A 24,301-nucleotide genomic window follows, 5' to 3' on the forward strand; every position below is an offset into this window, starting at 1 on the left:
AAAGCGCGAAGCGCGGCCAGAGTGAACGGATGTGCAAGGACATCGATGCCGTGCCGACAGTGGCCGGGCGCTTCGGATCGGGGGCGGGGACCGATGAGTGACGCACCGCTGGCGGGTGCCCTGCGGCTGCCGGACGGCTCATGGGTCCGGGGGCGCGGTCTGCGGCATCCGCGGCCGGAGGGGCCGCTGCCCGGGTTCGGGCTGTATCTGGGGTCCCGCCGGTTGCGCGAGCGGCATGACGGGGAGCTGGGGTGGGAGCGCGCGTGGGTCGAGTGGCCCGACTTTCTGCTGCCCCGCGACCGCGACCTGGCCGTACGGCAGATCCGCGCGCTGCACCAGCGGGCCCGTGCGGGCACGCCCGTGGAGGTCGCCTGCGGGGGTGGCGTCGGCCGGACCGGGACCGTCATCGCCTGCCTGGCCGTTCTGGCGGGGGTGGCCCCCGCCGACGCCGTGGCCTGGGTGCGCACCCACCATCACCCCCGGGCCGTCGAGACACCGTGGCAGCGGCGTTGGGTGGCTCGCTTTCCGGCCGGCTGACGTAGAGACGCCTCCGGCCGCGGTGGCCCCCGTTCTCCCGTTCGGTTCAATGGTCTGTTCAGCCCTTCACCGCGCCGGAGAGCATCCCGGAGATGAAGTGCCGCTGGAGGAAGACATACGAGGCGACGACCGGCAGGGCGACGATGATGGACGCGGCCGCCAGCACGGAGTACTGGGTGGTGTGCTCGCTCTGGAAGAAGGCCAGGCCGAGCGGCGCGGTGCGCTTGCTCTCGTCGGTGATCATGACCAGCGGGAGCAGGAACTCGTTCCAGGTCCACATGAACACCAGCATCGCCATCGTCAGCAGCGCCGGACGGCTGGTGGGCACCAGGATCCGCCACAGCAGCCGCCAGTCGGACGCCCCGTCCAGGCGCGCCGCCTCGATGACGCTGACCGGTACCGAGCGGAAGAAGTTGCGCATCCAGAAGACACCGAAGGCGAGGGACTGGGCGGTCTGCGGGAGGATCAGCGACCAGTAGGAGTCGGTGAGTCCGGTGTCGCGCAGGTTGAAGTAGAGCGGGATGACGAACGCCTCGGGCGGCACCATCAGCCCGATGAGGGTGACGTAGAAGAGGACTGACCGGCCGGGGTAGTCGAAGTGCGCGAAGGAGAAGCCCGCCAGGATCGCCAGGACGGCCGTCAGCAACACCACCGACAACGCGACCAGCAGGCTGGAGGTCAGATACGTGGCGAAGTGGCCCTGGCGCCAGGCGGTGGAGAAGTTGCCGAGGTCCAGGTGGTGAGGCCAGGTGAAGGAGGGCCCGGACTCCGCGGCGGGGGTCAGCGCGGAGGACACCACGCCGATCAGCGGCAGCAGGGCCAGCGCGGCGAAGAGGGTGAGGATGGCGTAGTTGAACGCCCGTTCGCGGCCTGAGATCACGTCTCGTCCTCCTGTGGCTGGACCTTGGTGATCAGGAAGGTGAGAAGGAGGATCACCGCGGTCAGGGTGACGGCGATGGCGCAGGCCGAGCCGACCTGGCCGGTGCCGAAGGCCCGGTTGTAGACCTCGTAGGCGGGCAGGCTGGTGGCGTTGCCCGGGCCGCCGTGGGTGGCGACGTACACCAGGTCGAAGGTGCGCAGGGCGGCGATCACGGTGAGGGTGAGCGCGACGGTGATCTGCCCGCGCAGCCCGGGCAGGGTGACGGCGAAGAACTCCCGCACCGGGCCCGCCCCGTCCAGCTTCGCCGCCTCGTACAGCTCCGCCGGGATCTGCCCGATGCCGGCGATGAACAGCACCAGACACAGGCCGATCTCCAGCCAGGTGCCGATGAGTCCGACGGCGGGCAGGGCGGTGGAGAAGTCGCCGAGCCAGGGGCGGGCCACCGTCTCGAGACCGATGGCGCGCAGCGCGGTGTTGAGCACGCCGTCGGGAGCGTAGATCGCCGTCCAGGCGGTGGCGGTCACGACCATGGCGACCACCTGGGGCAGGAAGATCATCGCGCGGAAGACGGAGACGCCGCGCAGCCGGCCGGCCCGTGTGGTGACCGCGGCGAGCACCAGGGCGAGCGCGATCGGGATGACGGAGAAGAACAGGATCAGGACGAAGGAGTGGAGGAAGCCCGCGCGCAGCTGCGGGTCGCGGGCGATCTCGGTGTAGTTGTCGAACCCGGCCCAGGTGGAGACGGAGATTCCGTCCCAGTGGAAGAGGGAGATCTGCACCAGCTGGCCGAGCGGGACCAGCAGGAAGACGGTGAGGACGGTCAGGGCGGGAAGGGCGTAGAGGTAGCCCTTCCACTGGATGACGCGGCCGCGGCGCCGGACCGGCTCCCGGGTGGGGGCGCCGGCCGGACGCTTGCGTGCCGTCGGGCGGTGTGCGGTGGCGGCCATGAGGTGGGGGTCTACCTGCTGTTCTGGAAGGAGGAGTAGTCGGACTGGAGCCGAGTGGTGAACGCCTTGGGGGTGAGGTGTCCGGCGGTCAGCTCCTGGACGGCGGCGGTGAGGGTGTCGTAGAAGGTCGGGGTGGTGTAGTCGAGGTAGGGCAGCAGTCCGTCCTTCTCGCTCACGGCCTTCCACCGCGTGAGGATGTCCTCGTCGACGGTGCCGGGCGTCGGCTTGTAGTCGGCCGGGGGAAGGGCGGGCAGGTTCCCGTGGGAGGCGGCGACCTTCATGCCGTTCTTGTTGACGAGGAAGTCGATGTACGCGCCGGCGACGTCCGGGTGCTTGGACTTGGAGGTCACGGACCATGCGAGGCCCTCGCCGCCCTGGGTGAGCGGGGGCTGCCCGGCGGCGGGGCTGAGCGCGGTGAAGCCGACGTTCTGCTTCATCTTCGGGGCGAGGACGGCCGACTGCCAGGTGCCTTCCAGGAGGAACAGGGACTTGCCCCGGCCGAAGGAGTCAACGGCCTGGTCCTTGCTCTTGCCGTTGAAGCCGGAGCCCAGATACCCCTTGTCGGCCCAGCGGCGCAGCGTGGTCGCGGCCTTGAGGGTGCCGGAGTCCGTCCACTTGGCGTCGCCCTCGTCGAAGACGAGCTTGCGGACCTCGGGCTTGCCGGCGGCGAGGGCCTGGATGACGCCGAAGATGTGGATGCCGGGGCTCTTGTCGGCGTCGCCGTAGGAAAGGGGTTGCAGGCCCGACGCCTTGGCCTTGGCCAGTGCGGTCTCGAAGCCGCCGAGCGTGGTGGGCACGGACAGGCCGAGCGACTTCAGCTTGGCCTTGTTGTAGTAGACGCCGATGATCTCACCGGTCTGCGAGACGCCGTACAGATTGCCGGTCTTCCAGGTCTTGCCGTCGGGGGAGAAGCGGTTGAGGTCGAGCAGCTGGGACGGGAAGGAGGAGTCCCAGCCGTAGGCCTTGGCGTAGCGGTCCACCGGCTGGAGCAGCTTGCCCTTCACGAAGGCGCCCATGTCGGGGTAGCCCTGGTTCGCCTGGACGACGTCGGGCGGGTTGGCGGAGGACAGCGCGAGTTTCAGGGTGGTCTTGAGGTCGGCGAAGGACCGGGAGACGCGCTTGATGGTGACGTTCGGGTACTTCGCCATGAACGCCTTGTTGAGCGCCTCGGTGGAGACGTTGGCGCCCGGGTCGGTGTTCTGGTCCCACACGGTGAGGGTGACCTTCCCGGCCTTGGCGGGGTCGGTGGAGACCGGGCCGGAGGTCTTGGCGCTGGTGGCCGATCCGCCGCTCGGGCCGGGGGAGCAGGCCGCGACACCGGTCAGGACACCGGTGGCGAGCGCCGCCGCGGCTATGAGGCGCCGACGGGGGCGTCGTGGGGTTCTCTCGGCCATGGGGTGGTCCTCCTGGTGCTGGGGGTGCTGGGGGTGCGGTGGGTGCCGGGGGTGCGGCCGTACGGGGCTGAGGGTGTGGCCGCCCGGGGCTGGGAGTGCGGCCGCCCGGGGCTGGGGCGGTGGCTGTCGGATGCGGCGGTGGCTGTCGGATGTGGCGGGGCGCGGTCGTCCGGCCTGAGCCGGGTCGTGGGAGCGAGGCCCGGGCCGGGGCGCGGGAGCTAGGGCTTGATCGCACGGATGCGGATGAGGTCCGCGTCCGGGATCCGGGGGGTGCGTTCGAGGAAGGCGTCGATCGCCTCCCACTGCGGTGCGCTGTTCGCGCCGCCCAGGCTCTGCACCGACAGGGCGGCGCACAGTCCGGCGAAGCGGAGCCGGGTGGTGAGGGGCCAGTCGTGGTTCAGGCCGGTGATCAGTCCCGCGGTGAACACATCACCGGCGCCGGTGGGATCGACGGCCGGCACCCGGGGTACGGCGACCCGGACCAGCTCACCGGTGGCGCCGTCCACCGCGACCGCGCCGTTTCCGCCATCGGTCACGACGACGTCGGGCACATGGTCGGCGAGGACCTTCACGGCCTGCTCGACCGTGCCGGTGCGGGTGTAGCTCGTCGCCTCGACGGCGTTGCAGATGAACACGTCGACCTCGGCGAGCCGGGTGAGCAGCTCCCGTGACCACTGGCCGGTGGGGTCCCAGCCGACGCCGCCCACCACCCGGGTGCCGCGGGCGCGGAACTCGGCCGCCCAGGCGGGCAGCGGCCGTCCGATCCCGAGCTGGAGGAAGCGGACGGCGGGCAGCTCGCCCTCCCACACCTCGGGGCGCAGGGCCCCCTTCTCCTCGTAGGTGAGGAAGGCGCGGTCGTGTTCCTGGGTCACCGCGACCGTGACCGGGGTGTGCACGGCGGGATCGCGGCGCAGCCAGGTCGGATCCAGGTTCTGCTCGGCCGCGAGCCGGGCGGCGAGGTGCTCGCCGAAGAGGTCGGTGCCGATCACCCCCAGGATCCCGGTCCGCAGTCCGAGGCGGGCGGTGGCGACGGCGCGGGTCGCGGTTCCCCCGGGGGAGACGGCGAACCGGTCGGCGTACACCTCGGTTCCCGGGGTGGGCAGATGGGGGATGCCGCCGAGGACGAGGTCGCAGAAGACCTCGCCGGCGAAGAGCACGTCGAGCACGGAGACCGCCTCTTTCCGGTGCGACCACGGTGAAGTGCTCAACTATGAGCACCGCCGCTACGGAATGACAAGAGTCGATCAGCAACAAGAACATCTCTTATCTTCATGACTGACTTCAGTCATGTGGTGCTAGGGTCAATGCGTGACTTCACGCAAACGACATGCGAAGATCGTCGAGTCACTCCGGTCGACCGGAGTGGCCTCGGTACGCGAGCTCGCTGAGAACCTCCAGGTCAGCGAGTCCACGATTCGCCGGGACCTGACCCTCCTCGACCGCAACGGCGAGCTGGTCCGCACCTACGGCGGAGCGGCCCTGTCACTGCGCGGCGCCGCGGAAGCCGCCGGCGCGGACACGGAGAAAGAGATTCCGTTCGACGTGGTCATCTCGCGCGACGAGGCGCTGAAGGACGCGATGGCCGAGGAGGCCGTGAAGCTGATCGAGGACGACAGCGTGATCGTCCTCGATATCGGAACCACCCCCCTGGCCATCGCTCGCCGGCTGCGGGGCCGTTCCGTCACCGTCATCACCAGCAGCCTGCCGGTGCTCGACGAACTCCGCGACGACGACGCCGTGCGGCTGGTGATGCTCGGTGGGGTGCTGCGCCGCAACTACCAGTCCCTGGTCGGCTCCCTGACCGAGCAGGCACTCCGCCAGGTCAGCGCCGACCTGCTCTTCCTGAGCTGCACCGGAGTACGGCCCAACGGTCATGTGGTGGACAACATGGCCGTCGAGGCCCCCCTGAAACAGGCCATGATCGAGACGGCCGGGAAGGTCGTCCTGGTCGCCGCCGAGACCAAGTTCCCCGGCACCGGATCGCTGCGCGTGTGCTCGCTCTCCGACCTCGACGTCCTGATCACCACCAGCGGTGCCGACCCCAACACGCTCCAGCTCTGCCGCGAGGCGGACGGAAAGGTGATACTCGCATGAAGTTGACCGTCCTCGGCGGCGGCGGGTTCCGCGTGCCCTACGTCTACCAGGCCCTGCTGCACGATCAGGGCTCCCCCCGTATCGACGATGTGTGGCTGTACGACACCGACCCGGCCCGGCTCAAGGCCATGGCCGAAGTGCTCGCCCAGTTCGCCGACGGCCATGCCGACGCGCCCAGGGTGACGGTCAGCACGTCGCTCGACGACGCCCTGGAGGGCAGCGACTTCGTGTTCGCCGCCATCCGTGTGGGCGGGCTGACGGGGCGGATGTGCGACGAGCGGGTCGCCCTCGACCTCGACGTCCTCGGCCAGGAGACCACCGGCCCGGGTGGTCTGGCCTATGGGCTGCGCACCATCCCCGTCATGCTCGACATCGCGCACCGGGTGCGGCGGCTGGCCCCGCACGCCTACGTCATCAACTTCACCAACCCGGCCGGCATGATCACCGAAGCGATGCAGAGCGTCCTCGGCGACCGCGTCCTCGGCATCTGCGACACGCCGTCAGGTCTGGGCCGCCGCATCGCCACGACCCTGGGCCTCGACCCGTCCCGGGCCCAGTTCGACTACGTCGGTCTCAACCACCTCGGCTGGATGCGCCGCGTGCTGCACGACGGCGAGGACATCCTGCCCCGGCTGCTCGCCGACGAGCGGCGCCTCGGCGACCTGGAGGAGGGCGTGGTCTTCGGGCGCGAGTGGCTGCGCGACCTCGGCGTGATCCCCAACGAGTATCTGTACTACTACTACTTCAACCGGGAGGCCGTACGGTCCATCCTCGACGCTCCGCAGACCCGCGGTGAGTTCCTCGCCCGCCAGCAGCGGGAGTTCTACCAGCGGGTGACGGAGGCCGCCGGGGGCGCGGCCGTGTCGCTGTGGCGGAAGACCATCGCCGACCGCAGCGCCAACTACATGGCCGAGGCCAAGGGCGCCGTCCAGGGAGAGGCCCAACCGGACGAGGACTTCCGGCCGGACCCCGCGCACCAGGGGTACGCCGGGGTCGCCCTCTCGGTGATGGCCGCGATCAGCCGCAATGAGCGCGCCACGATGATCCTCAACGTGCGCAACGGAACCACCGTCTCCGGGCTCCCCCGCGACGCCGTCGTCGAGGTGCCCGTGACGGTCGATGCCAACGGCGTCCACCCGCTCACCATCACCCAGCCCGATCTCCATCAGACCGGTCTGATGCAGCAGGTCAAGGCGGTCGAGCGGCTCACCATCAGCGCCGCTGTCACCGGCTCCCGGACCGATGCCGCCAAGGCGTTCTCCCTGCACCCGCTGGTCGACTCGGTGACCGTCGGCCGCAAGCTGCTCGACGGCTACATCGACCGCATCCCCGAAGTGGCCGAGGTCTTCGGCGGCAAGACGTCCTAGCGGCGATGAGCGGCGACAAGGCCCGGCGGCCCCCTTGGCCGCCGGGCCTTGCGGGCTCAGCCGTGGGAGACGGTCAGCCCGTAGAAGCCGACGCGTGCTCCGTTCGTCGTGCTGTCGGAGGACGACTGGTTGTAGGAGCCCGCCTTGAAGTACTGCTTGTACGGGAAGAAGGACGACGGGATGTCGTAGTGCGTCGTGCTGCCGTTGACCGTCAGGTCGATGGTGTCGCCGCCGGAGACGCCGATCGTGTAGTTCCAGGTCTTGCCGACCGACACATGGGCCACGTTGTGCAGGGTCTGGCCGCCGTCGGGGGAGTTCTCGGTGCCGAGGACGATGTCGCCGTTGGCGCGGTAGTACAGCTCCACCAGCGGCTTCGTGGAGGAGCCGCCCGAGCCGAGGTGGATCTGGCCGACGCAGACGTTCTTCGTCACCGACACCACGCGCAGCGTCGCCTGAAGCTTGTGCGAGCCGCCGAGCGACCAGTCCGCGGCGCCGCCGTTGCGGTTCATCTCGCGCAGTTCGGAGCGGGCGTAGTGGGAGTTCGGGGTGGTGACGCCCTTTTCGGGCGCCCAGAACGTCATCGCCCCGTCGCGCTTGTCGGTGGCGAAGTAGTCGTCCTGGAATCCGCTCGCCCCCTGGAGCCTGGACGAGGGGATGGTCGTCGGCTTGCCCGGGGAGCCGACCGGCTCCTGGAGTTGCCACACCGAGAGGTCGAAGTTGCCGCCCGGCGCCTTCGACGGGTCGGCGAAGGTGGCTGTGGGGGAGGTGGCCGTGGGGGAGGCGCCGGCGGGGCCCGCGAGGGCCAGGCCACCGATGACGGTGGTCACGGCCGCCAGCGCGGTGAGCAGCGTACGGATGCGCATGGGAATTGCCTTCCCGTGGGGGGTTGGTAGGGACCCGCTGGTATGGACCGCGGTCCATGTATATGAAGTTGGTGTTTCCTTGTGAACGCTGAGATGTGACGAGACGGTAGGGTCGTGGTGTGTCCGCGTCAATCCTCCGGGCGGGTTCGGTGGGGTGCCGGCGGCGACGGCGGGCGGCTGAGGCCCTGTCAAGCGGCGGACAGCGCGGGTGCGGTGGCGGTCTTTCGCGCCACCTCGCAAAACCAGGTGTCACTCGGTCACGCCGTGCGCTATGTTCCGCGTGGCGATTCCACCAACTGTCGTCACCAACTGTCATCAAAGGACTGAAGCCCATGAACTCGGCGTCCCCCAGCGGCCGCCGTCGGCACTGAGCGATCGGTGCCAACAACCCGTCTCCTCACGGCGGCCCCACGTATCCGTACACCGCTTCCTTCCGCGGCGCCTTCCGCCGCGTTGATCCGTGAGGTCACTTCACCATGGGCACTGACGTCCAGAGTTTCGCCGTAGCCAACCTTCGCCGCCGCCCCGTGCTTGTCGAGGTCGGCGGCTTTGTGGCGGGGTTCGACCCCGGCACCACCAGCCCGTACATCAACTACGCGACCCCGCTTCCCGGCGCCCGGCCCACCGCCCGGGACGTCATGGAGCTGATCGAGGCGTTCCGGGTACGTGAACTCAAGCCCCGGCTCGAGTTCGCGCCGGACGCCGCGCCCGGGGTGGAGCCCGCGCTGCGGGAGGCGGGGTTCGGTGTGGAGGCCACGCACGCGTATCTGGTGTGCACCCCGGAACGGCTCGCCGTTCCGCGGGGCACGGCGGCCGTTCCGGTGGCGGTTCCGGCCACGGACGAGGACTACCGGGCGATCGACGCCGCGCTGTCCGAGGCGTTCGCCAGTGAGTTCGCCGCCTCCGAGGAGGGGGCGGCCCGGCTGCGCCGCGTCCAGGAGGACGGTGGCGCGGTCCGGTTCGTCCGGGCACCCGACGGGGGCTGCGCCGGTGGGGCCACCTGCTCGGCTCCCGCCGTGGGCACCGCCGAACTGGCGGGCGTGGGCACCCGTCCCGCCTTCCGCGGCCGGGGCATCGCGGCCGCGGTCACGGCCGCGCTGACCGAGACGATGTTCGCCCGGGGCGCGCGGTCGGTCTGGCTGGAGTACTCGGGCGAGGGCTCGCGCCGGGTGTACGAACGCGTGGGGTTTGAGCCGTGGGGGACTCGTTTGTACATGAGCCTCGAGGGCTGAGGTCAGGGGGCGGCGGCTCTTTCCCCTCCCCGCCCTTCCCGTTACCAAGGGCTTCGCCCCTGGACCCCGGGGTCTGGGGCGGTGCCGCACCACGTGGCGGAGCCGGATGTCGATGCTGTCCCCTTCCCGCTGTTAGGGGTTTCGCTTCTGGACCCTGGGGTCTGGGGCGGTGCCCCCCACGTGGCGGAGCCGCATCTCGTCAGGTGTCGGGAAGGGGCGGGGAGGGGAGCAGCCCGCCGCAGGCGTCACGATCCGCCGGGCACCTCCTGGCGCGGGGCCGCCGCCTCCAGCTCGTCCACGCTGCCGGACATGATCGTGCGGATATGGCCGGTGAGGTGCTCGAGCGGCCAGTCCCACCAGGCCACAGCCAACAGTCGGGCGATGTCCTCGTCGGCGTAGCGGCGGCGAATGAGCTTGGCCGGGTTGCCGCCGACGATGCCGTAGTCGGGAACGTCGTCCACCACCACGGAACCGGAGGCGATGACCGCGCCGTGCCCGATACGCACGCCGGGCATCACCATCGACCGGTATCCGAACCAGACGTCATGGCCCACCACGGTGTCGCCCCGGCCCGGCAGGCCCGTGATCAGGTCGAAGTGGTCGGCCCACGAACCGCCCATGATGGGGAAGGGGAACGTGGACGGACCGTCCATGCGGTGGTTGGCGCCGTTCATGATGAACCGCACCCCTTCGCCCAGCGCGCAGAACTTCCCGATGACCAGCCGCTCCGGCCCGTAGTGGTACAGCACATTGCGGGTCTCGAACGCGGTGGGCTCATCCGGGTCGTCGTAGTACGAGAACTCCCCGACCTCGATCAGCGGCGAGGTGATCAGCGGCTTGAGCAGCACCACCCGTGGCTGCTCGGGCATCGGGTGCAGCACGGTCGGGTCGGCGGGTATGGCCGGCATCGCGCATCGCCCTTTCTCGTCAGGGGGGAGGGGTCGGGGGTCAGGGGTCAGAGGCCAGGCGTCATGATCGCAAGCTCGGCCCCCGGTGTCGCGTGTATTTGGCGGGGGCGGCCGCGAGGCAACCCGAGCGCGCTCCCTGGAGTCCTTGAGCGGTGAAGCCCGTCCGCTCGATCAGCCTTGCGAGGTGTCGCCGTGCGTTCGTCCGTTCCCGTCGCCGCCGTGGCCGTGTCCGTGCTGCTGCTCGCGGGGTGCAGCGAGGGCGGTCACGAGGGGCGGAAGCCGGTGGAGGGGGCCACCGAGGGGGCCACCAAGGGGGCCGCCGGGGCCTCGCTCGGGGACTTCAACGGCGACGGTTACGACGACTTCGCCACCGCCATCCGCCCCACCAGCGCCTCCCGGGGACCGCTGCCCGCCCGGCTCGCGGTGGTCTACGGCGGGGCGCACGGCCTCGACCCGCGGCACCGCCTCGTCGTGGACGGCGCCGAGGACGACTACGTGGGCCCCCTGCTGCGCACCGATCTCGACCGGGACGGATTCACCGACCTGGTGACGGCGCGCTTCCGGTACGGCGGTTCGCCGCGGGCCGAGCGGACGGGGGAGACGGTGGTGCTGCGCGGCGGGCCCCGAGGGCTGGCCGCGCCGCGCCCGCTCGGCGGCGGCGCGGCCGGATTCCTGGCGCTGACCGTGGGGGACTTCGACGGGGACGGCGCGGCCGACCTGCTGGCCTCGGCGGCGGACGGCGAGGGCGACGGCCAGGGTGACGCCCGGGGCGTCGTACGCGTGCTGTACGGGCCGTTCGGCACCAAGGCCCACCCCGCCCGTACCGCCCCGCTCCCCACCGGCCCCACCGACCGGCCCCGCCGCGGCGCACCCGCCACCGCCACGGCCGGGGACTTCAACGGCGACCACCGCACCGATGTGGTGCTGACCTACCGCTACGGCCTCGGCCAGGCGGACCAGCCGGAACTCGGCGACACCGCCCCCCTCGACACCCCCGTCGCCCACTACCGCGGTGGCCCCAAGGGCCTGGTGCGGGACAAGCGGCCCGAGGCGCGCCTGGCCCATGCGCTCGGCACGGAGGACGGCCCGCGCGAGCCCGCGGCCGGGGACGCCGACCACGACGGGATCGACGATCTGCTCGCGCCCGGCCAGGGGACCCTCGGCCCCGGCCGCCACCGCGGCTCCGGGCGGCTGACCGTCGTCCACGGCGCCAAGTCCGGTCTGGGCCGGGGGCGTGCGGATCTCACCGTCGATCAGTCCGGCCCGGGCATGCCCGGCGACGCCCGGCGCGGCGACGGCTTCGGCGGCTCCCCGGCCGTCGGCGACATCACCGGCGACGGCCGCCCCGACCTCGTCGTGGCCACCCCGGAGAAGCACAACGGCAACGGCCGGCTCACCCTGCTGCCCGGCTCACGGCACGGGCACGGCGGCGAGTACGCCCCCGACCCGGACAAGAGCCCGCGGAGCCCGCGGAGCCCGCAGAGCCCGCACCGGGAGCACGGCCGGGAGCCCGGCCGGGAGCAGTCCCTGGACCTGGACACCCCCGGGGTGCCCGGCCGGCACACCCCGTACGGCTTCGACGCCTTCGCCCCGCAGCCCCCGCTGCTCGACGTCGACGGGGACGGACACGACGATGTGATCGCCGCCGCGCCCGGCTACGGCCACGGCAGAACGGGCGGCTTCTGGATCTTCCGGGGGACCGGCCACGGGCTCTCCACCCGGGACGTACGCCGCTTCACCCCCGCCGACCTGGGCATACGTTTCCGGACGGCCTAGCCCCTCGAAGCCGTGCCGACCCACCAATGGCCCGCCACCGACCCACCACCGGCCCGGAATAACGGCGGGCGGTGGCGGGGTTACGGTGCATGTGGCATCTGCCGACGTACGGAAGCGGGTAACGCAGGCATGAGCACTAGCACCGTCGAGCTCACCAAGGACAACTTCGACGAGATCGTGTCCGGGAGCGAATTCGTACTGATTGATTTCTGGGCCTCCTGGTGCGGGCCGTGCCGGATGTTCGCGCCCGTCTACGAGAAGGCCGCCGAGCGCCACCAGGACCTGCTGTTCGCCAAGGTCGACACCGAGGCCCAGCCCGAGCTGGCCGCCGCCTTCGACATCCAGTCCATCCCCACGCTGATGATCGTGCGGGAGAACATCGCGGTCTTCGCCCAGCCCGGCGCCCTCCCCGAGCCGGCCCTGGAGGACCTCATCGGCCAGGCCCGCGACCTGGACATGGACACGGTGCGCGCCTCCATCGCCGCCGCGGCGAACGAGAAGCACGCCATCGACGAGGAGAAGGAGCAGGGCGTCGCGGGCGAGGAGAAGGCATCCGGCGACCGTGGCTGAGCTGCTGCTGGTCCGGCACGGCGAAACCGAGTGGAGCCGCTCGCACCGGCACACCAGCCGGACCGATCTGCCCCTGACCCCGCGCGGTGAGGAGCAGGCGCGCGCCCTGCGCGGGCCGCTCGCCGCGCGGAAGATCGGGCTGATCCTGGTCAGCCCGATGGACCGGGCCGTGCGGACCGCGCGGCTCGCCGGGCTCGAGGACCTGACCGTCGAGCCCGACCTGCGCGAATGGGACTACGGCGGCTACGAGGGCATCACCACCGACGAGATCCACCGCACCCGCCCCGACTGGAACCTGTGGACCGACGGCGTGCCACCGGCCGGACCCGACCACCCCGGCGAGTCGCCCGAGCGGATCGGGGCCCGGGTGGACCGGGTGCTCGCCCGGATCGCCCCCGAGCTGGCGGCGGCGGACGGCGCCGATGTGGTGCTGGTGGCGCACGCCCACGTCCTGCGGGTGCTCACCGCCCGGCGGCTGGGCCTGCCCCCGTCCGCCGGTGCGCTCTTCCGGCTCGACACCGCGACCGTCAGTCGACTGGGAAGTGAGCATGGTCGCCCGGCCATGGTCGCCTGGAACGTAGGCTCGGAGGCGATCTCCGGACAGGGCGCGACCGCGAGCGGTGGCACCCCCGCCCGGTGATCATCTCCGACCGTATACGCATACCGCACGTCCGACAGGAAGCAGGAACAGCGAGCATGGCTACGACGCGTACCGCGCACACCGTCTGGCAGGGCAATCTGGCCGAGGGCAAGGGGACCGTCACCTTCGACTCCTCCGGCATCGGCGAGCAGCCGGTCTCCTGGCCGTCCCGCGCCGAGCAGGCCAATGGCAAGACCAGCCCCGAGGAGCTGATCGCGGCGGCCCACTCCAGCTGCTTCTCGATGGCGCTCTCGCACGGCCTCACCCAGGCGGGCAACCCGCCCACCCAGCTGACCACCCAGGCCGAGGTCACCTTCCAGCCCGGCACCGGCATCACCGGTATCCACCTGACCGTCGAGGGCACGGTGGAGGGTCTGGACGAGGCCGCGTTCGTCGAGGCGGCCGAGGGCGCCAAGAAGAACTGCCCGGTGAGCCAGGCGCTCGCCGGTACGGAGATCACGCTGTCGGCGAAGCTGGCCTGACGTCCTCCATACGCTGGAGCAGTCCCCAGGTGAACTCCGCCACATAGTGGCGGAGTTCACCGTTCTCCGCCTCCGGCGCGTCGAAGGCGAGCCGCCAGCGGGTGGGTGCCGAGCCCTCCATGGGCCGTGCGGGCGCGAAGGCACGCGCCACCTCGTCCACCGTGCAGGACCAGGGCCGCAGATCGGCGGCAGTACGCAACCGGGGTCCGGGCGCGCCCGGAGCGCGCACCAGCCACTCGTTCCACACCGCCCCGTTCGGCGCGGTGAGCACCTCGAACCGCAGATCCGGCCACAGCGGTACGGACCAGCTCAGCGCCTCGCAGGTCAGATCGCCGATCCGGCGGGTGGCGGTGGACTCGGGCGGGCCCAGCACGGAGCGGTAGCGGGCCACCGCCGAGCGCCGCCGCGGCGAGCGCTGCATGGCCTGCCAGCGGCGGTTGGCCTCGCGCATCACCGCACGCCCGAAGCCCAGCTCGCGCAGCGCGTCCTCGACCAGCCCCGGCTGATGGTCGGCCATCCGGCGCAGCAGCACGAGGACGAAGGGGAAGGGGGACGGGAACGAGTCGGGCTGAGCGAATGAGCCGGGCGCGGAATCCATGGCTCCTATCGTGGCGTACGGGCTCGCCGTGCCGTGGGGTACGGGCTCGCGGTGCCCTGGCGTACGGGCTCGCCGTGCCCTGGCGTACGGGGCGTCCTCGTCCGATGGCGCAAGCGCTTCCCATCGCATCGCGCCTTGGCCGGACCATTGCCGGGGGAAGTCCCCTCCGCATAACCTGTGTTCGCGATACCGGCCACCGGCCGGAATCTCGAACGCTTGCCATCTGAACCAGAAGGGGAGGGCGAGCATTATGGGACGCCTGGTGCCCGCGGTGACACGGGCTCTGGACATACTCGAGCTCTTCCTGGACGGGGACGGCACGCTCTCCGCACCCGAGATCACCCGTCGGCTCGGGCTGCCCCGTACGACGGTCCATGAGCTGGTGACCACTCTGGCCGCCCGCTCCTATCTGGTCCAGGTCCCCGACCAGCCCGGCCGCTATCGGCTCGGGGTCCGGCCGTACCAACTGGGCAGCCGCTACGCCGAGCAGCTCGACCTGGCCGCCGAGGGCCAGCAGGTGGCCCGGAGCGTCGCGGAGACCTGCGACGAGACCGTGCATGTCGCGATCCTCGAGGGCATGGACGTCATCTACATCGCCAAGGTCGACTCCACCCACGCCGTCCGCATGGTCTCCGCCGCGGGCCGCCGGCTGCCCGCCCACTGCACCTCGGTGGGCAAGATGCTGCTCGCGTCCCTCCCGGAGGACGCCCTGGCCGCGCGGCTGTCCGGCGATCAGCCGCTGGCCGCGATGACGGACAACAGCATCACCGCCCCCGCCGAACTGCGCCGCCACCTCGCCACCGTGCGCGAGCGCGGCATCGCGGTCGAGCAGCGGGAGTCCAACCCGGATGTGAACTGCGTGGCGGCTCCCGTACGGGACACCACGGGAAAGGTGGTCGCGGCGCTGTCGATCTCGGTGCCGACGATCCGCTGGAGCGATGAGCGCCAGGCCGAGCTGGAGGAGCTGGCGGCCAAGGGCGCGGGTGAACTGTCGGTGCGGCTGGGACATCGGAGGCGGGCCATATGAGCACACGGCCATTGAGCACACGGCCATCGCTCGAGATCGCGGTGCGCGCGAGCGCCGTGCTCGGTGAGGGACCCACCTGGGACGCCGCCGCCCAGCGGCTGATCTGGGTGGACATCCTCTCCTCCCGCGTCCACACCTACGACCCCGCCACCGGCCGCCGCACCACGCTGGGCACCGAGCAGCACGTCGGCGCGGCCAAGCCCCGCGCGGGCGGCGGCCTGGTGGTCAACCTCCGCGACGGCATCGGGGTGTACGGGGCGGACGGCGGCTTCGACTGGCTGCTGCGCGAGGCGGTCCCCGGCCGCCGGGGGAACGACGCCGCCGTCGCGCCCGACGGCTCGCTCTGGGCGGGCACCATGCGCTACGACGAGGGGGCCGGCGGCGGCACGCTCTCCCGGATCGGGTCCGACGGGTCCCATACGGAGTTCCTGCCGGAGGTGACGGTCAGCAACGGCATCGGCTGGAGCCCGGACGGCCGCCTCATGTACTACATCGACACCCCCACCCGCCGTATCGACGTCTTCGACGTCGAGGACCCCGATGGTCCGGTGGTCTCGGGCCGGCGGCCGTTCGCCGAGGTCGAGGAGGGCGCGGGGTTCCCGGACGGGCTGTGCGTGGACGCCGACGGCGCGGTGTGGGTCGCCCTGTGGGACGGCGCCGCGGTCCGCCGCTACGCCCCTGACGGGACACTCGATCGGGTGGTTGAGCTGCCGTTCCCGCGCCCCACCGCGTGTGCCTTCGGCGGTGCGGACCTCACCGACCTGTATCTGACCTCGGCACGCGTCGGACTCGGCGCCGCCGCGCCGCCGCTCGCCGGGTCGCTGCTGGTCATCCAGGGTGCGGGGCAGGGATTGGCGCAGCCCGCGTTCGGCGGCTGAGCGACTGCCTTCGGCGGCTGAGTGGGGCCGGGTGGGGCCGAGTGGGCCTCGGCCGTCCCCGGGACAGGGGCCTGACGAGGGCTTTCGTACGGTTCTTTGCACAGGATCCTCACACCCTGCGTCCTGCTGACCTACGCGCTGGTCACATAACCTGCCCGGCGAAATGGATTACTGCTCTCCCTGTCGCCGCCATCTCAACGGTGCCGTCTCCTGCCCTGGATGCGGGAGGCCCGTCGAGGACCTCGGGCTGCCCTCTGCCGCGTCGGACGCGGCGGACGAGGGCGGCGGCGGGGCCGAGGCGCCCGCCACGCGGGCGGAACGGCGGGCGGACCGCCTTACGGCCCAGGCTTCCCGTGCCTCCGGCACCACTCGCGCCTCGCGCCGGAAGCCCAAGTCCCGGGGCCTCTTCGGCCGCCGCGCCCGTCGCGCCCGCCGGGGCCGGGGGCGCCGGGTGGCGATCCTGGCGTCGGTGCTCGGCCCGGTGCTGGTCGCGGTGTTCGTGGCCGAGCTGGCCACCGAGGGGCACTGGCGGGAGTCCTCCCCGGCGCCCAGGCGGCAGGAGCCGGTGGCCGACCGCGACGGCGGCGTGACGGAATCGGCCGAGACGATCGTCCAGGACACGACCGGCCCGGGCGCGGGCCCCTCGGCGGGGGACGGCGAGGACGGAAAGTCGTCCAAGGGCAAGGACGCGGGCAAGGGCAAGGACAAGGACGGCGGGAAGTCCAAGGGCGAGGACGACGACACCTCGGCCGATCCGGACGACGGCTCGTCCTCCGACCCGTCGGACGACTCGCCCTCGGCCCCGGGCGGCTCCGGGGCGACGCATCGGCCCACCACCCCGCCCAAACCGGGGCCCACCGCGCCGGTGACCGTCGCGCCGACGGCGAGCCCGACGCCTACGGAGACTTGCCAGCGCTTCCTGTGGTGGTGCGCGTAGGAGGTGCCCGGTGGACCGTGCCGCCTGCGGCCGGCTATTTCCCCTCCCCGCCCCTTCCCGCAACTGGGGCTCCGCCCCAGGCCCCGGCCCGGGGTTCTGCCCCAGGTCCCTGGTCCGGGGTTCTGCCTCAGGCCCTGGACGGGGGCTCTGTCCCAGGTCCTGGTCCGGGACTCTGCCTCAGGCCCCGGCCCGCCGCTCGGCCCCAGGCCCCCGGCCCGGGGCTCCGCCCCTCCCTCAGCATCGGTATGCGGCTCCGGTCCCAGGTCCCGGGGGCCAGACCCCGGGGTCCAGGGGCGGAGCCCCTGGTAGCGGGAAGGGGCGGGGAGGGGAAAGCATCGGTAAGCGGCTCCTCCGCGTGGCCCGCCGGGCATCCCGTACCCGGGCGTCCCGTACCCGGGCGTCCCGGCGATGGGCGTACGCGATGCCCCGCGGCCCGGCTCTACGGCGCGGTGCCCAGCATCCGTTTGAGCAGGTCCCGCAGCACCGTCCGCTCCTCGTCCGAGAGTTCCGCCAGCGGTTCGCGCGCGAAGTCGAGCGAGCCGCGGAGGCGTTCGGAGGTCTCCCGGCCCGCCTCGGTGGCGGCGGCCAGCTTGACCCGGCGGTCCCCCGGGTCCAGGCGGCGCTCGGCGAGGCCGCGCGACTCCAGGCGGTCCACGATCCCGGTGACGTTCGACGGCTCGCACTTCAGCTGCTGGGCGAGCCGGCGCATCGGTGTCGGCCCGCCGGTCAGCAGGCCCAGCACCCGGGCCTGCGCCCCGGTCAGGGAGTGCTTGGCCGCGGCCTCCTCGTATTCCTCGTGATAACGGGCCACGATGGTGCCGATGAGCTCGACGACCTCAAGGGTCAACGGGTCGATGCGGGACGTCATGCCCACCAGGGTACCCATTTACTTGACAACATGAAATATCCAGAAGCATGATTGTTTCATCTGCTGAAACGTATGAGAGGCCCTTCCATGTCCGTCATCCCCACCACCGGCCGTGAATGGCACCTGGTCGCCCGCCCCCAGGGGTGGCCGAAGCCGGAGGACTTCGCACTGCGCGAGGCCCCGGTCTCCGAGCCGGGCCCCGGACAGGCGCTGGTCCGCAATCTCTACATGTCGGTGGACCCGTATATGCGCGGCCGCATGAACGACGTGAAGTCGTACACGCCGCCGTTCAAGCTGGACCGGCCGATGGAAGGCGGCGCGGTCGGCAAGGTCGTCGCCTCCAACGCGGAGGGCATCTCCGTCGGCGACCACGTCCTGCACTTCGGCGGCTGGCGTGAGTACGCGACGGTGGACGCCAAGAGCGCCGTCAAGGTCGACCCCGAGATCGCCCCGCTCCCCGCCTACCTCGGGGTGCTCGGCATGCCGGGCCTCACCGCCTACGCGGGGCTGCTGGAGGTCGCCTCCTTCAAGGAGGGCGACGCGGTCTTCGTCTCGGGCGCGGCGGGCGCGGTCGGCAGCGAGGTCGGCCAGATCGCCAAGCTCAAGGGCGCCTCGCGGGTGATCGGCAGCGCCGGTTCGGACGAGAAGGTCCGGGTGCTGCTCGACGAGTACGGCTTCGACGCGGCGTTCAACTACAAGAACGGCCCGGTCGCCGACCAGCTGAAGGAGGCCGCGCCGGACGGGATCGACGTCTACTTCGACAACGTCGGCGGTGAGCACCTCGAGGCCGCCATCGGCCGCCTCAAGGTGCACGGCCGGGTCACCGTCTGCGGCATGATCTCGCAGTACAACGCCACCGAGCCGACCCCCGCCCCGCGCAACCTCGGGATGGTCATCGGCAAGCGGCTGCGGATCCAGGGCATGCTGGTCGGGGACCACCAGCACCTTCAGGAGCAGTTCTTCCAGGAGGTCGGCGGCTGGATCCGCGAGGGCAAGCTGCACTACCGCGAGACGGTCATCAAGGGTGTGGACAACGCGGTGGAGGCCTTCCTCGGGATGCTCCGCGGGGAGAACACCGGCAAGATGATCGTCGCCTTCGAGGACTGAGCCTTCGAGGACTGAGCCTTCGAGGACTGAGCCTTCGAGGACTGAGCCTTCGAGGACTGACGGTTCATGGACTGACGGTTCATGGGCCGATGGTTCATGGACCGATGGTTCGACCGCCCCTGCCACCCGTGTGGCAGGGGCGGTCCCGGCTATCGCAGCACCACCGTCGTCAGCGAACGCCCCGGCAGTTCGACCGCCAGCCGTCCGTCACGCACCCGTGCGGTTCCGACGCGGCTGAGCGCATGCGTCTCGTCCGTCCGGTAGACCGCGCCTCGGGCAGGTCCGCGGTCGGCCCCACGTAGCGCGTAGTCCGTGCGTACCGGCTCCGCACCGGTGTTGAGGATCTCCAGGACCCGTCGGCCGTCCCGGTTCCGGAAGGCCGTCGTCTTCACCCCGTCCGCCCCGGAGTCCGCCGCGACCCGTACCGCCCCGGGCCGGATGAAACGGCTGTACGCGGCCAGGGCCCACAGCCGCTTGGAGACGTGGTAGTCCGGGCCGTCCAGCTGGATCAGCCCCCGGGTGGCGCCCACCGACGCGCCGAACCAGTACACATACCCACTCGCCCCCGCGTCCGCGAGCGTCGTGTGGATCGCCTCCGCGACCGCCAAGCCGTCATACCCTCCCACCCGTCGCCCACCACCACCCTCAACCGAAGCGCTTCGCGCTGCTGCCTTGTTTTGGTCGTCCCACGCCTCGTTCCACGTCGTCCCGTTGGGGCTCCACTCCGACATCCAGGTGCGGCGGCTCGTCGGCAGGGGCTGGTCGGAGGGGGTGACGTACGGATGGCCCGTGTGCACCGCTACCTGGTCCGCGGCGGCGCCGTCGGCCTCGATCGCGGCGGAGAACGCCGCCTGCTCGTCCCATCCGGCCGCGTCGCAGCACACCAGGTTGATCCCGGCCCGCCGCACCGTGGGGCCGATCGCCTTGACCACCTCGACCGCCTGTTCCGGGGTGAACCGCATCGAGGCGTAGGACGTGGCGAGGTCCGGCTCATTGGTGAAGCCGAGGTCGGTGATGCGTACGCCCTCCTGGCGGTAGAACGTCGCGTACTGCACCAGATAGTCGGCGTACGCCCGTCGCCACTCCGGCTTCAGCGTGCCGCCGTTCGCGTCCGTCCCGTTCGTCTTCATATAGCCCGGCGCGCTCCAGGCGTCGGCGTAGAAGCGCTTGACGCCGTACCGCCGCGCCTCCTGGGCCAGCCACACCTGGCCCCCGTCGTCGCCGTCCCACTCATAGCGCGGGGGCGCGTCCGGGCCGCCCGGGTCGGCGGGCTGGATGGACTTCATGTGGTCGTAGACCTCGTCGGAGGACGAGCCGATGCCGAGGCGCAGAATGCTCAACCCGGCGCCCGTGGCGCGGTTCAGCAGCAGATCCAGCACCTCGCGCTGGTGTTCCGGGGTCAGGCCCTGTGCGCCGTGCATCAGATCGGCGCGCTGGAACGCCTGCGAGAAGCCGAAACCGTCGATGGGCTGGAGGCGGATTCCGAAATCCACGCTGCCGCCGCGGAGCGGTTCCGCGGCGGCGGACGGTGCGATGAGCGGGAGCAGTGCGGCGGCGAGCGCGCCGACGAGGGCTGTGCGGACCGAAGTGATCACGAAAACTCCCCTTCCCGGCTCCGAAAAGTTCCGGAACGTTTCCGTAACGTCGGCCGCACGCTAGAGGCGGCGGTGAGGCGGGTCAAGGGATCGCTCACGAGGTGATGGCTCGGGTGCGGGCGGGTACCCGGGGAGCCGAAAGAGCTCGGAACGACGGAAAACGACGGACAACGACGGGAAAGGTGGCCCCATGTCCACGACGGCCGGTCCGGAACAGCCTCGGTCCGCCGCGCAGGTGCTGGTGGCGGTGAGCGGAATCTCGCGGGACGACGCCGAGGCCGTCTTCGGCGTGCTGCGCACGGCGTACGCGTCCGACCAGGCGACGGCGGATCTTCCGCAGGAGGCGGGGGAGGGGCGGCCCACGGTGTGGACGTCCGTCTTCGAGGTGGCCGACCCGCGCGCGGAGCCGCGCCCGGCCTCCCTGACGGCCCCCGTCACCGCCGACCTCCAGGGCGGCCCCCTCCAGGTGCGGCAGATGGCGGACGTCCTGGCCCGCGCCTTCGAGGTGCGCGAGCAGGGCGCGGTGGCGGGCGACCAGGAGCGGGAGCTCCGGCTGAGGCTGTCCAACACCGGGATCCGCCCGTCGTAGGGGGCGTGGCTGAGCGGGGCGAGGTGCCCGGCAGGGCGGCGAACGCATCATCGGTTGCCCATTGGCGACAGCGGCGAACGCATAATCGGTTGCCCGTCGGCGACGGCGGCGGATGCAATGTCCGGCATGGTCACCCAGGCGCACCCGCCACGGCGAGACGGATCGCCCGTCCGGATCGGAGCTCTCGTTCCGCTGACCCGGCCCGGCTGGGCCGAGGCGGGTCACCATCTGCTCGCGGGCCTCGAACTGGCCGTACGCGATGTCAACAACGACGGCGGGATCGCCGGAAGGCCGCTCGAGCTGGTGGTCCGGGACACCGCGGCGGATCCGCGGAAGGCCGCGGCGGCCGTGGACGAACTGGCCCGCCTGGGCGTGGCCGCCGTGGCGGGGGAGTACCACAGCGTCGTCGCCCGTGCCGCCGCCGCCCGGGCCGACGCCCTCGGCCTGCCGTTCCTCTGCTCGTCGGCGGTTCTCGACGCGCTCACCGAACAGCCCACGGACTGGGTCGCGCGCCTTGCCCCGGCGCAGTCCCACGGCTGGCGGATCTACGCGGACTTCCTCCTCGGCGCGGGGCACAGCCGCGTCGCCGTGGCAGCCGAGCCGAGTGTCTACTGGGCGTCCGGGGCCGGCATTCTGCGGGACCACCTCGCGCCACGCGGTGGCACCGTCATCGAACTCGACATGCGCGCGCTCGCCCCCGCGGCCGTGTGCGACGCACTCGTCGCCCATCGCGCGACAGCCCTCCTGCTTCTGGTCGGCCACCCGGAACCGGCCGTGTCGATCGTGCGGTCCGTCCGCCGCGACCAGCGCCTCGCCGCGATCATGATGGGGGCTCCGGCCGGGCAGCCGGAGTTCGCCGAGTGGGCGGCGTCGCTGGGCGAGGACGGCGCCGGGATCCCGTTCCTGCGCTACCTGCCCGAGCGCCTCAGCCCACTCGGCGCACGGGTCGGGACGGCCCTCCGCGAGCGGCTGGCCGCGGCGCCCTCCTTCGTCGCCTTCGAGGGCTACGACACGGTGGCCGTCCTCGCCGAGGTGCTGCGCGCTCAGGGCACGGACCGGGCGCGCATCGCCGCGTCCTGGCCGCGCGTCGTGGTCGAAGGCACCCGCGGGCGGATTCGGTTCTCCCGCACGCCGGGCATCAGCGTGTGGCAATGGAGTTGGCCGCCGATCCAGGTCGTCGATCGGGATCCGGCGGAACCCGATCGCTTTCGGGTCCTTCACACCGGCTGAGCGCCACATCCGCTGAGCGCCACACCGGCTGAGCGCCACACCGACTGAACGCCACACCCGCTGAGCGCGCACGGAGATCCGACTGGCCTGGCCCAGCGCCTCCGATGGCATTGACGCACGCCGTGGCGAGATCTTACGGTCGCGTTCGAAGAAACGAGCGCTGGTCGATATGTCGAATAGTCGCGACAGCTTGCGTGCTCCCGTACACGCGCGGTCGCGACACCCGAAGAGATGGGCCGTCATGCCGCAGACCGATTCCGCCCGGTTCACCCTCGACCCCGCCTTCACCGTCGGCGACGTCAACCCCCGCCTCTTCGGCTCGTTCGTCGAACACCTCGGACGCTGCGTCTACACCGGCATCCATGAGCCGGGCCACCCGGCCGCCGACGAGGCCGGGCTGCGTACCGATGTCCTCGCGCTGATCCGGGAGTTGGGCGTCACCGTCATCCGGTATCCGGGCGGCAACTTCGTCTCCGGCTACAAGTGGGAGGACGGCGTCGGGCCGGTCGAGGAGCGGCCGCGCCGGCTCGATCTGGCCTGGCGGTCCACCGAGACCAACCGGTTCGGGCTCTCCGAGTACATCGACTTCGTCCGTAAGGTCGACGGCGAGCCCATGATGGCGCTCAACCTCGGCACCCGCGGCGTCGCCGAGGCCCTCGAGCTCCAGGAGTACGCCAACCACCCGTCCGGCACCGCCCTCGCCGACCTCCGGATCGGCCACGGCGACAAGGATCCGTACGGCATCGGTCTGTGGTGTCTGGGCAATGAGATGGACGGCCCCTGGCAGACCGGCCACAAGACGGCCGAGGAGTACGGACGGCTCGCCGCCGAGACCGCCCGCGCGATGCGGCAGATCGACCCGGACGTGGAGCTGGTGGCGTGCGGCAGCTCCAACCAGTCGATGCCGACGTTCGCCAGCTGGGAGGCGACGGTCCTCCAGGAGTGCTACGACCTGGTGGACCACATCTCCCTGCACGCCTACTACGAGGAGCGCGACGGCGACCGCGACTCCTTCCTGGCCTCCGCCGTGGACATGGAGTCCTTCATCGAGAACGTCGTCGCCACCTGCGATCACATCGGCGCCCGGCTGAAGTCGAAGAAGAAGATCAACCTCTCCTTCGACGAGTGGAACGTCTGGTACCAGACCCACTACCACAACGCCGAACCGCTCAACTGGGAGGAGGCCCCGCGCCTCCTGGAGGACAACTACTCCGTCACCGACGCCGTCGTGGTCGGCTCACTGCTGATCGCCCTGCTCCGCCACGCCGACCGCGTCACCGTCGCCTGCCTCGCCCAGCTGGTCAACGTCATCGCCCCGATCATGACCGAGCCGGGCGGCCCCGCCTGGCGGCAGACCACCTTCTACCCCTTCGCGCAGGCGTCGGCGCACGGGCGCGGGCGGGTGCTGCGGGTCGAGGTGGACAGCCCGACGTACGAGACCGCCGGCTATGGCGAGGTGCCGCTGCTGCACGCCACCGCCGTCCTCGACGAGTCCACCGGCGCGGTGACGGTCTTCGCGGTCAACCGCGACCAGCACCGGCCGCTCCCGCTGGAGATCGCCCTGCCCGCCCTCCCCGTGACCCGCGTGGTCGAGCACACCGTCCTCGCCGACGCCGACCCCGAGGCCCGTAACACCCTCGCCGACCCCGAGCGCGTCACCCCGCGTCCCGGCGAGGGCACGGAGCTCGCGGACGGCGCCCTGCGCACCACGCTGGAGCCGATGTCCTGGAACGTCATACGCCTGGCCTGAGCATCCCGGGCGTGGAAGGCCCCGCCCGGGGT

At 71.5% G+C, this 24,301-nt stretch carries 24 protein-coding genes; 15 read left to right on the top strand and 9 right to left on the bottom strand.

Annotation, left to right across the window (positions count from 1 at the left end; all coding sequences use genetic code 11):
• Nucleotides 1-93 precede the first annotated feature (93 nt).
• A complete protein-coding gene (locus KHP12_RS34335; protein ID WP_086880181.1) occupies nt 94-537 on the top strand; it encodes a protein-tyrosine phosphatase family protein in 444 nt (147 codons plus the stop codon).
• Between the two features lie 58 nt (nt 538-595).
• Here the strand turns inward: KHP12_RS34335 and KHP12_RS34340 are convergent, their stop codons facing one another.
• From KHP12_RS34340 to KHP12_RS34355, 4 genes are all read right to left on the bottom strand, one after another.
• A complete protein-coding gene (locus tag KHP12_RS34340) occupies nt 596-1,417 on the bottom strand; it encodes a carbohydrate ABC transporter permease (protein WP_086880182.1) in 822 nt (273 codons plus the stop codon).
• On the bottom strand, nt 1,414-2,364 hold the full coding sequence (locus KHP12_RS34345) for a carbohydrate ABC transporter permease (RefSeq protein ID WP_037959409.1): 951 nt from the start codon (nt 2,362-2,364) through the stop codon (nt 1,414-1,416). Before KHP12_RS34345 ends, KHP12_RS34340 begins: the two co-directional genes overlap by 4 nt.
• Nucleotides 2,365-2,375: 11 nt before the next feature.
• Nucleotides 2,376-3,758: an extracellular solute-binding protein gene (locus KHP12_RS34350; protein ID WP_086880183.1), complete on the bottom strand. Its 1,383-nt coding sequence runs from the start codon at nt 3,756-3,758 to the stop codon at nt 2,376-2,378.
• Nucleotides 3,759-3,976: 218 nt separating this feature from the next.
• Nucleotides 3,977-4,966 (bottom strand): carbohydrate kinase family protein, encoded by a 990-nt coding sequence (locus KHP12_RS34355; RefSeq protein ID WP_086886122.1) that lies wholly within the window; start codon nt 4,964-4,966, stop codon nt 3,977-3,979.
• A gap of 100 nt (nt 4,967-5,066) precedes the next feature.
• Here KHP12_RS34355 and KHP12_RS34360 point away from each other — a divergent pair, with 100 nt between their 5' ends.
• Together KHP12_RS34360 and KHP12_RS34365 are read left to right on the top strand one after the other, a co-directional pair.
• Nucleotides 5,067-5,852 (top strand): DeoR/GlpR family DNA-binding transcription regulator, encoded by a 786-nt coding sequence (locus KHP12_RS34360; protein ID WP_086886123.1) that lies wholly within the window; start codon nt 5,067-5,069, stop codon nt 5,850-5,852.
• Nucleotides 5,849-7,219, top strand: coding sequence for a 6-phospho-beta-glucosidase (locus tag KHP12_RS34365; RefSeq protein ID WP_086886124.1), 1,371 nt, complete (start codon nt 5,849-5,851; stop codon nt 7,217-7,219). Before KHP12_RS34360 ends, KHP12_RS34365 begins: the two co-directional genes overlap by 4 nt.
• Nucleotides 7,220-7,275: 56 nt before the next feature.
• Here KHP12_RS34365 and KHP12_RS34370 read toward each other — a convergent pair whose 3' ends face one another.
• On the bottom strand, nt 7,276-8,082 hold the full coding sequence (locus KHP12_RS34370; protein WP_086886125.1) for a polysaccharide lyase family 7 protein: 807 nt from the start codon (nt 8,080-8,082) through the stop codon (nt 7,276-7,278).
• Nucleotides 8,083-8,558: 476 nt separating this feature from the next.
• Here KHP12_RS34370 and KHP12_RS34375 point away from each other — a divergent pair, with 476 nt between their 5' ends.
• Entirely contained in the window at nt 8,559-9,314 is a 756-nt protein-coding gene (locus tag KHP12_RS34375; RefSeq protein WP_086886126.1) for a GNAT family N-acetyltransferase, read from the top strand.
• Between the two features lie 245 nt (nt 9,315-9,559).
• On the opposite strand, the gene KHP12_RS34380 is transcribed toward KHP12_RS34375, so the two are convergent.
• On the bottom strand, nt 9,560-10,222 hold the full coding sequence (locus KHP12_RS34380; RefSeq protein WP_086885831.1) for a CatB-related O-acetyltransferase: 663 nt from the start codon (nt 10,220-10,222) through the stop codon (nt 9,560-9,562).
• 192 nt (nt 10,223-10,414) lie between these two features.
• Here KHP12_RS34380 and KHP12_RS34385 point away from each other — a divergent pair, with 192 nt between their 5' ends.
• The 4 genes from KHP12_RS34385 (at nt 10,415) to KHP12_RS34400 (ending at nt 13,690) form a co-directional block, all read left to right on the top strand.
• Nucleotides 10,415-11,998: an FG-GAP and VCBS repeat-containing protein gene (locus KHP12_RS34385; protein WP_211834037.1), complete on the top strand. Its 1,584-nt coding sequence runs from the start codon at nt 10,415-10,417 to the stop codon at nt 11,996-11,998.
• A gap of 129 nt (nt 11,999-12,127) precedes the next feature.
• Nucleotides 12,128-12,568 (top strand): thioredoxin, encoded by a 441-nt coding sequence (gene trxA, locus KHP12_RS34390; RefSeq protein WP_086886392.1) that lies wholly within the window; start codon nt 12,128-12,130, stop codon nt 12,566-12,568.
• The gene (locus KHP12_RS34395) at nt 12,561-13,208 is read left to right on the top strand and encodes a histidine phosphatase family protein (protein WP_211834038.1); all 648 of its coding nucleotides are present in this window, start codon (nt 12,561-12,563) and stop codon (nt 13,206-13,208) included. Before trxA ends, KHP12_RS34395 begins: the two co-directional genes overlap by 8 nt.
• 56 nt (nt 13,209-13,264) lie before the next feature.
• Nucleotides 13,265-13,690, top strand: coding sequence for an OsmC family protein (locus tag KHP12_RS34400; protein ID WP_037959433.1), 426 nt, complete (start codon nt 13,265-13,267; stop codon nt 13,688-13,690).
• Here the strand turns inward: KHP12_RS34400 and KHP12_RS34405 are convergent.
• Nucleotides 13,665-14,288 (bottom strand): hypothetical protein, encoded by a 624-nt coding sequence (locus tag KHP12_RS34405; protein WP_086886394.1) that lies wholly within the window; start codon nt 14,286-14,288, stop codon nt 13,665-13,667. The genes KHP12_RS34400 and KHP12_RS34405 overlap by 26 nt on opposite strands.
• A 250-nt stretch (nt 14,289-14,538) precedes the next feature.
• Between KHP12_RS34405 and KHP12_RS34410 the strand changes: the two genes are divergently transcribed.
• From KHP12_RS34410 to KHP12_RS34420, 3 genes are all read left to right on the top strand, one after another.
• The gene (locus KHP12_RS34410) at nt 14,539-15,315 is read left to right on the top strand and encodes an IclR family transcriptional regulator (protein ID WP_086886395.1); all 777 of its coding nucleotides are present in this window, start codon (nt 14,539-14,541) and stop codon (nt 15,313-15,315) included.
• Nucleotides 15,312-16,193 carry an SMP-30/gluconolactonase/LRE family protein gene (locus tag KHP12_RS34415; RefSeq protein ID WP_086886396.1) on the top strand — a complete coding sequence of 294 codons (882 nt, stop codon included), beginning with the start codon at nt 15,312-15,314 and terminating at the stop codon, nt 16,191-16,193. The genes KHP12_RS34410 and KHP12_RS34415 overlap by 4 nt, the downstream gene beginning before the upstream one ends.
• Nucleotides 16,194-16,356: 163 nt before the next feature.
• Nucleotides 16,357-17,130, top strand: coding sequence for an SCO2400 family protein (locus KHP12_RS34420; RefSeq protein WP_211834039.1), 774 nt, complete (start codon nt 16,357-16,359; stop codon nt 17,128-17,130).
• A 439-nt stretch (nt 17,131-17,569) separates the two neighbouring features.
• Here the strand turns inward: KHP12_RS34420 and KHP12_RS34425 are convergent, their stop codons facing one another.
• Nucleotides 17,570-17,998: a MarR family winged helix-turn-helix transcriptional regulator gene (locus KHP12_RS34425; protein ID WP_086882196.1), complete on the bottom strand. Its 429-nt coding sequence runs from the start codon at nt 17,996-17,998 to the stop codon at nt 17,570-17,572.
• A gap of 87 nt (nt 17,999-18,085) precedes the next feature.
• On the opposite strand from KHP12_RS34425, the gene KHP12_RS34430 reads away from it, so the two are divergent.
• Nucleotides 18,086-19,105, top strand: a complete 1,020-nt coding sequence (locus KHP12_RS34430) for an NADP-dependent oxidoreductase (RefSeq protein ID WP_086882192.1) — start codon at nt 18,086-18,088, stop codon at nt 19,103-19,105.
• A gap of 149 nt (nt 19,106-19,254) precedes the next feature.
• On the opposite strand, the gene KHP12_RS34435 is transcribed toward KHP12_RS34430, so the two are convergent.
• On the bottom strand, nt 19,255-20,700 hold the full coding sequence (locus KHP12_RS34435; RefSeq protein WP_211834040.1) for a glycoside hydrolase family 30 protein: 1,446 nt from the start codon (nt 20,698-20,700) through the stop codon (nt 19,255-19,257).
• Between the two features lie 190 nt (nt 20,701-20,890).
• Here KHP12_RS34435 and KHP12_RS34440 point away from each other — a divergent pair, with 190 nt between their 5' ends.
• From KHP12_RS34440 to arfA, 3 genes are all read left to right on the top strand, one after another.
• Nucleotides 20,891-21,289 carry a hypothetical protein gene (locus KHP12_RS34440; protein ID WP_086882190.1) on the top strand — a complete coding sequence of 133 codons (399 nt, stop codon included), beginning with the start codon at nt 20,891-20,893 and terminating at the stop codon, nt 21,287-21,289.
• A 117-nt stretch (nt 21,290-21,406) separates the two neighbouring features.
• Nucleotides 21,407-22,519, top strand: coding sequence for an ABC transporter substrate-binding protein (locus KHP12_RS34445; protein ID WP_211834041.1), 1,113 nt, complete (start codon nt 21,407-21,409; stop codon nt 22,517-22,519).
• A gap of 241 nt (nt 22,520-22,760) precedes the next feature.
• Nucleotides 22,761-24,269 carry an arabinosylfuranosidase ArfA gene (gene arfA / locus KHP12_RS34450; RefSeq protein ID WP_086882188.1) on the top strand — a complete coding sequence of 503 codons (1,509 nt, stop codon included), beginning with the start codon at nt 22,761-22,763 and terminating at the stop codon, nt 24,267-24,269.
• Nucleotides 24,270-24,301: the final 32 nt, after the last annotated feature.

Origin of the sequence: Streptomyces asiaticus (assembly GCF_018138715.1) — a bacterium.
Taxonomy (GTDB): Bacteria; Actinomycetota; Actinomycetes; order Streptomycetales; family Streptomycetaceae; genus Streptomyces; species Streptomyces asiaticus.

Coding starts and splice junctions, on each gene's coding strand:
- KHP12_RS34335 (WP_086880181.1), top strand. CDS start 94: ATGAGTGACGCACCGCTGGCGGGTGCCCTGCGGCTGCCGGACGGCTCA.
- KHP12_RS34400 (WP_037959433.1), top strand. CDS start 13,265: ATGGCTACGACGCGTACCGCGCACACCGTCTGGCAGGGCAATCTGGCC.
- KHP12_RS34350 (WP_086880183.1), bottom strand. CDS start 3,758: ATGGCCGAGAGAACCCCACGACGCCCCCGTCGGCGCCTCATAGCCGCG.
- KHP12_RS34425 (WP_086882196.1), bottom strand. CDS start 17,998: ATGACGTCCCGCATCGACCCGTTGACCCTTGAGGTCGTCGAGCTCATC.
- KHP12_RS34380 (WP_086885831.1), bottom strand. CDS start 10,222: ATGCCGGCCATACCCGCCGACCCGACCGTGCTGCACCCGATGCCCGAG.
- arfA (WP_086882188.1), top strand. CDS start 22,761: ATGCCGCAGACCGATTCCGCCCGGTTCACCCTCGACCCCGCCTTCACC.
- KHP12_RS34440 (WP_086882190.1), top strand. CDS start 20,891: ATGTCCACGACGGCCGGTCCGGAACAGCCTCGGTCCGCCGCGCAGGTG.
- KHP12_RS34375 (WP_086886126.1), top strand. CDS start 8,559: ATGGGCACTGACGTCCAGAGTTTCGCCGTAGCCAACCTTCGCCGCCGC.
- KHP12_RS34365 (WP_086886124.1), top strand. CDS start 5,849: ATGAAGTTGACCGTCCTCGGCGGCGGCGGGTTCCGCGTGCCCTACGTC.
- KHP12_RS34415 (WP_086886396.1), top strand. CDS start 15,312: ATGAGCACACGGCCATTGAGCACACGGCCATCGCTCGAGATCGCGGTG.
- trxA (WP_086886392.1), top strand. CDS start 12,128: ATGAGCACTAGCACCGTCGAGCTCACCAAGGACAACTTCGACGAGATC.
- KHP12_RS34410 (WP_086886395.1), top strand. CDS start 14,539: ATGGGACGCCTGGTGCCCGCGGTGACACGGGCTCTGGACATACTCGAG.
- KHP12_RS34420 (WP_211834039.1), top strand. CDS start 16,357: ATGGATTACTGCTCTCCCTGTCGCCGCCATCTCAACGGTGCCGTCTCC.
- KHP12_RS34445 (WP_211834041.1), top strand. CDS start 21,407: ATGTCCGGCATGGTCACCCAGGCGCACCCGCCACGGCGAGACGGATCG.
- KHP12_RS34405 (WP_086886394.1), bottom strand. CDS start 14,288: ATGGATTCCGCGCCCGGCTCATTCGCTCAGCCCGACTCGTTCCCGTCC.
- KHP12_RS34370 (WP_086886125.1), bottom strand. CDS start 8,082: ATGCGCATCCGTACGCTGCTCACCGCGCTGGCGGCCGTGACCACCGTC.
- KHP12_RS34345 (WP_037959409.1), bottom strand. CDS start 2,364: ATGGCCGCCACCGCACACCGCCCGACGGCACGCAAGCGTCCGGCCGGC.
- KHP12_RS34430 (WP_086882192.1), top strand. CDS start 18,086: ATGTCCGTCATCCCCACCACCGGCCGTGAATGGCACCTGGTCGCCCGC.